Genomic DNA, 6076 nt, shown 5'->3' with positions numbered 1-6076 from the left:
CGCTGGTTGGCTCCGGCCCCAAGGCCGACGCCGTGAAGCGCCGCCGCCGGACCTCCGCCCCCGCAGCCCCCGCGGCCACCGCCGCGGCCGCAGCCCCCGCCGAGCCGGTCGAGTCGCACGACATCTGGATCGACCCGGCAGCCGTCAGCCACTCCGGACGCGGGCCCCAGGCGCCCGTTGCCGGGGCCGACCCGCGCCCCACCCTCGGCGGAGCCATCACCGGCCTCGTCTCCAAGGTCCTGGCCAAGCCGCCGGTCCGGAAGATCGCCCGAGACCTCGGCATCGACCTGGCCGACGTCGTCCCCACCGGCGCCCGCGGCGAGGTAACCCGCGAGGACCTGGTCAGCTACCAGGCGCAGCGCGACGCCGAGCTGGACAAGGCGGACACCTTCTGGGGCAAGACCGGCCGGCCGCAGGAACAGCGGATCGAGAAGATCCCGGTCAAGGGTGTCCGCAAGGCCACCGCCCGGGCCATGGTCGAGTCGGCCTTCGCCGCCCCGCATGTGAGCATCTTCGTCGACGTGGACGCCAGCCGCACCATGGAGTTCGTCAAGCGGCTGAAGGCCTCCCGCGACTTCGAGGGCATCAAGGTCTCGCCCCTGCTGATCCTGGCCAAGGCCGTCATCTGGGCCGCGGCGCGAAACCCCAGCGTCAACGCCAGCTGGGTGGACGCCAAGGACGGCAGCGACTCCGCGGAGATCCACGTCAAGCACTTCATGAACCTGGGCATCGCCGCGGCCACGCCGCGCGGGCTCATGGTGCCGAACATCAAGAACGCCCAGGACCTCTCGCTCAAGGAACTGGCGCTGGCGCTGAACGAGCTGGCCACCACGGCCCGCGCCGGGAAGACCCAGCCGGCCCAGATGCAGGGCGGCAGCCTGACCATCACCAACATCGGCGCCCTCGGCATCGACACCGGCACCCCGATCATCAACCCGGGCGAGGTGGCGATCGTGGCCTTCGGAACCATCAAGCAGAAGCCGTGGGTACTGGACGGCGAAGTCATCCCGCGCTGGATCACCACGCTCGGCGGCTCCTTCGACCACCGCGTGGTGGACGGGGACCTCTCGGCCCGCTTCATGGCTGACGTCGCCTCGATCCTCGAGGAACCGGCGCTGCTGCTCGACTAACCGGGCGCGACTCACCGGGTCTGACTAACGGGAAGGGGCGCCCGCCCGAGCGCCCGCCCCTTCCCGTTAGACAGACAGAACCGCCTGGAGGCTCTACGCTCCGGAGTAACCGGAGAGGAGCTGGCCGATGACCCGGCTGCCGCCCCAGTTCGCGACGGCAATGGCCGCGGCAAACATGATGCCGGCCACGCCGAAGCTCGCGCCGGTGACGATGGAGAGAAACTTCCAGTCCTCCCGCAGCACGCTGCGCACCGTCGCCGGCATCTGCAGCGACGGGGAAATAAGGTTCGGCGCCGAGTCCACGCTGCCGTCGTCGAGGTAGGCCACCACGCGGCCGGCGGCGCGGTCCACGCGCATGGCGCTGATGTGGTTGCCGTGGCGGGCCAGCAGGATGTCATGCCCGACGAGCTGGCGGCGTTGCAATGTAGGCAGGGTAGGCAAAGGATTCTCCCGGAAACGTGGGCGGATAGGACTGTCCGCACCGTCGGGGGCACCTCCCATTTTACCGCCGCGCCGACCGCCGGCCCGGACCGGAGCCGGGTGAGACTGCCCACGGGCCACCGTGACGGCGGTCAAAGTGCCGCCCTCCTGTCCGACGGCGCCCCGCGGCATTAGAGTGGCACCAGCCGCCGCGGTGCGGTCCTCACCGATCAAAGGAGATAGTGGTGTTCCGGAGTCCGTTCCCCGCCGTAGACATTCCCGACGTCAGCCTCTACGACTACCTTTTTGCCGGCCTCGACGACGCCGCCTTGGACCGGGTGGCGCTGGTGGACGGAAGCAGCGGCGCGGAGACCAGCTACCGGGAACTGCGCGACGGGGTCAACGCCGTCGCCGGAGCCGTTGCGGCCCGGGGCCTCGGCGTCGGCGGCGTCGCGGCAATCCTCTGCCCAAACACCCCGGCCTTCGCCGTCGTCTTCCACGGCCTGCTTCGGGCCGGCGCCACCGTCACCACTGTCAACTCCCTGTACACGGCCGAGGAAACCGCCAAGCAGCTCGACGACGCCGGCGCAGACTGGCTCTTCACCGTCTCGGCGCTGCTCCCGGCCGCACGCGCCGCGGCGCAGGAGGCGGGCATTCCCGCCGACCGGCTGGTGGTGCTCGACGGCGCCGAGGGGCACCCCTCGCTGCGGGACCTGCTGACCGCCGGGGAACCCGCCCCTGAGGTCAGCTTCGACCCGGCCAGGCACATCGCCGTGCTGCCCTATTCCTCCGGCACCACCGGCCGGCCCAAGGGCGTGATGCTCAGCCACCGCAATCTGGTGGCCAACGTCGAACAGTCCCGGAACCTGCTCAAGGTCACCGCCGAGGACCGGGTCCTGGCGGTCCTGCCGTTCTTCCACATCTACGGCCTGACGGTGCTGCTGAACCTGGCCCTGCGCGAGGGCGCCCGGCTGGTCACCATGCCCAGGTTCGATCTCGCGGAGTTCCTCAGGCTGATCCAGGAGCAGCGCTGCAGCTTCCTCTTCATCGCCCCGCCCGTGGCCGTGGCCCTGGCCAAGCACCCCATGGTGGCCGAGTACGACCTCGGATCCGTGCGCACCACCATGTCCGGCGCGGCGCCGCTGGACGGCGAACTCGGCACCCGGCTCGCCGAGCGCCTGGGCTGCCGGGTGCTCCAGGGCTACGGCATGACCGAGATGAGCCCGATCTCACACGTAACGCCCCTAGAGGCCGACGACGTTCCGGTCAGCTCGGTGGGCTACACCATCCCTAACATGGAGTGCCGCCTGGTGGACCCCGCCAGCGGGGAAGAGATCGAGATTCCCGCCGAGGGCACGAGCGCCCCCGGACACCTGCTGTGCCGCGGCCCGAACGTGATGCTCGGGTACCTGAACCGGCCCCAGGAGACCGCGGACACCCTGGACGCGGACGGGTTCCTGCACACCGGGGACATCGCCACGGTCCGCGCCGACGGACTGGTCACGATCGTTGACCGGCTCAAGGAACTGATCAAGTACAAGGGCTACCAGATCGCCCCGGCCGAGCTCGAGGCGCTGCTGCTGACCCACCCGGGCATCGCGGACGCCGCCGTGATCGGCAGCGTCGACGAGGACGGCCAGGAGGTTCCCATGGCCTTCGTGGTGCGCCAGCCCGGGCCCGACGGCGACGCGCTGGACGAGGTGGCCGTCGAGGACTTCGTGGCCGCGAAGGTCGCCCCGTTCAAGAAGATCCGCCGGGTGCAGTTCATCGACGCGGTGCCGAAGTCGGCGTCGGGCAAGATCCTACGCCGGGTGCTGAAGAATCCGCACCCGGCGCCGCAGGCCTGAGCCGGCCGTAAAACCTGAGCCGCCCGGGCGGCCGGCGCCGCTATTCCGGCGAGTCGGTCTTGGCGATGTAGACGTCGCAGGGGGCGTTGTGGGCCACGCTGTTCGCAACGCTCCCCAGCACGCGGCCCAGGCCGCGCATCCGGCGGTTGCCGACCACGATCATTCGGGCGCCGGTGCGCTCGGCCTCCTGGATCAGGGCCTCGGCGGGCTTGCCGCGCGCCGCGGAGTAGGTCACGGGGGTGCCTTCGGACTGCAGCTTCTCGGCCACGCCTTTGGCGACCGTCTCGGCGTCGCCGGCGTCGGAGACGATCCACTGGTCGCTGCCGCTGCCGAACACCTGCGTCCGGTCGCTGTCGAAGGCGCTGACGACGTGGAGGGTGGCACCGAGGGAGGCGGCCAAATCGCGCGCGGTGTGCGCGGCGCGCAGGGCAGTCTCGCTGCCGTCGACGCCGACGACGATGATTCCGGACATGAGGTCTCCTCTAATTCAGGCGGGCCAGACAATCAGTTCAGGCTACAACGCCCCGACGGCTTCCCGCAGGACCGGCGCCAGTCTGCGGACGCCTTCCTCGATCGCCTCGGCCGGGACGGCGCTGAACGCGAGCCGCAGCTTGTTCGAGGGCTCGTCGGAGGGGCTGAACGCGGCGCCCGGGATGAAGACCACCCCGGCGTCGATCGCCTTCTGCAGCAGCGGGTAGGTGTCGATGCCCGCCGGTAGGGTGACCCAGACGAAGAAGCCGCCCTCGGGCCGGGTCCAGCTGAGCCCCTCCGGCATGTACTCCTCCAGGGCCGCCAGCATCGCCTCGCACCGCTCCCGGTAGAGGCCACGGTAGGTGGCGATCTGGCCCTGCCAGTCGTAGTCGCGGAGGTAGGCCGAGACCAGCATCTGGTTCAGCGTCGGTGGGCACAGGGTGACCGCCTCGGAGGCCAGGTAGTAGCGGCGCTGCAGGTGCGCGGGGACCAGCGCCCAGCCGATCCGCAGGCCGGGGGCGAAGATCTTGGAGAAGGACCCCATGTAGATGACGTCGTCCGGGTTCCCGGCCCGCAGCGGCGTCAGCGGGTGGCCGTCAAAGCGCAGCAGCCCGTAGGGGTTGTCTTCCAGGATGATGATATTCGCGTTACGGCATATATCCACGACCCGCTGCCGGCGCTCGGCGGCCAGGGTGATGCCGGAGGGGTTGTTGAAGCTGGGGATGGTGTAGAGGAACTTGATGTTCTTGCCCTCGGCCTGCAGGGCGAGGATCCTGGCCTCCAGCTGCTCCGGGACGATGCCGTCGCCGTCCATCGGAATGGTGGCCACCTCCACCTGGTAGGCCTCGAAGGTGTTCAGCGCGCCGACGTAGGTGGGGTCCTCCACCAGGACGACGTCGCCGGGGTTGCAAAAGACCTTGGTGGCCACGTCCTGGGCGGACTGGGAGCCCGCCGTGATGACGATGTTCTCTGGGGCTGCGTCGAGGATTCCCTCGGCGGCCATCACCTCGCAGATCTGGCGGCGGAGTTCCTCGGTGCCCTGGCCGCCGCCGTACTGGAGGGCGGTCAGGCCCTCCTCGGCGATGATCCGGGCCGCCGATTCCGCGAGCCGGTCCAGGGGGAGGGACTGGAGGTACGGGCTGCCCCCGGCGAGGGAGACCAGCCCGGGCCGGAGGGAGATGTCAAAGACGTCCCGCACGGCCGACTGCTTGATGTTTGCTGCGCGCTCCGAGAAGAGTTCCTCGTGGCGGTGGGCGGACGTAGCCGCGCGTTCGATTGCGTCAATGGCCTCGGCCGGCAGGACGGCGCCGGCGGCATCAAGTGTTTCGTGGGTCACACCCTCAGGATACAGCGCTTGTTGTTATAGGGAAAACTTTTGTTCACAAGATCGCGCGCACACGAAAGCCCCCGGCAGCCAGCGGCCGGCCGGGGGCTTCCGGGGCAGGGGAGACTACGCCGCGTCGGCGGTGCGGGCCTCTTCGATGGCTTGGAAGACGCCCTTGATCTGCTCCACGACCTCGGCGTCGTCCTTGGGGTGGACCTCGGCGAAGCGGACCATGGAGCCCGGGACGGCGAGCTTGACGTCCTCGAGGACCCGGGCGCCGGCGATCCCGGCGGCCTTGCGGGCCTCGTCCTGGGCCCAGACGCCGCCGTACTGGCCGAAGGCGGTGCCGACGACGGCGGTGGGCTTGCCGTTGAGGGCGCCGGCGCCGAACGGGCGGGACAGCCAGTCGATGGCGTTCTTCAGCGGGGCGGGAACGGTGCCGTTGTACTCGGGGGTGACCAGGAGCAGCGTGTCAGCCTCGCTGGCGGCCGCGCGCAGGGCGGCCGCGGCGGCGGGAACCTGGCCCTCGACGTCGATGTCCTCGTTGTAGAACGGGATGTCGCCCAGGCTGTCGTGGATCACGACCTCCACCTGTTCCGGTGCGTTGAGCTGGATCGCCTCGGCGAGCTGGGCGTTGGTGGAGCCGGCGCGGAGGCTGCCGACAAGGGTGAGGACGGTGGTGCTGGACATGGAGTCTCCTTCGTGTGCGCCGGGGGCGGCGCGTGGCTGATGGAACCGGCCCGGAGGCCTTCGCGGAGGTAAACGGACTGCGGTCCGTTTATTATTCCCGGCCGCTAGGATGTGGAGCGTGAGCCACATCCCCCTCCGCCCCGGCATGCCGGGGTCCGCGCCCGGCGCCGGCCTGCCCGCGGCCGCCGGCAGGC

General features: G+C 70.2%; 6 protein-coding genes. 2 read left to right on the top strand and 4 right to left on the bottom strand.

Annotated features, from left to right (window positions below; translation table 11 throughout):
- The coding region (locus AB0305_RS22350) for a dihydrolipoamide acetyltransferase family protein (protein ID WP_366174079.1) at positions 1-1130 on the top strand (1130 nt) is incomplete at its 5' end.
- 93 nt (positions 1131-1223) lie between these two features.
- Here the strand turns inward: AB0305_RS22350 and AB0305_RS22345 are convergent.
- The gene (locus tag AB0305_RS22345; protein ID WP_364138461.1) at positions 1224-1562 is read right to left on the bottom strand and encodes a hypothetical protein; all 339 of its coding nucleotides are present in this window, start codon (positions 1560-1562) and stop codon (positions 1224-1226) included.
- A 233-nt stretch (positions 1563-1795) separates the two neighbouring features.
- Between AB0305_RS22345 and AB0305_RS22340 the strand changes: the two genes are divergently transcribed.
- A complete protein-coding gene (locus tag AB0305_RS22340) occupies positions 1796-3397 on the top strand; it encodes an AMP-binding protein (RefSeq protein ID WP_364138296.1) in 1602 nt (533 codons plus the stop codon).
- Positions 3398-3437: 40 nt separating this feature from the next.
- Here the strand turns inward: AB0305_RS22340 and AB0305_RS22335 are convergent, their stop codons facing one another.
- The 3 genes from AB0305_RS22335 to AB0305_RS22325 form a co-directional block, all read right to left on the bottom strand.
- A complete protein-coding gene (locus tag AB0305_RS22335; protein ID WP_290257219.1) occupies positions 3438-3869 on the bottom strand; it encodes a universal stress protein in 432 nt (143 codons plus the stop codon).
- A gap of 42 nt (positions 3870-3911) precedes the next feature.
- On the bottom strand, positions 3912-5204 hold the full coding sequence (locus AB0305_RS22330; RefSeq protein WP_364138299.1) for a PLP-dependent aminotransferase family protein: 1293 nt from the start codon (positions 5202-5204) through the stop codon (positions 3912-3914).
- Between the two features lie 114 nt (positions 5205-5318).
- Complete coding sequence (locus AB0305_RS22325) at positions 5319-5882, bottom strand: NADPH-dependent FMN reductase (RefSeq protein WP_290257221.1); 564 nt, start codon at positions 5880-5882, stop codon at positions 5319-5321.
- Positions 5883-6076: the final 194 nt, after the last annotated feature.

It is taken from the genome of Arthrobacter sp. NPDC080086, assembly GCF_040702285.1.
This window is presented reverse-complemented; position numbering and strand designations above follow the sequence as displayed.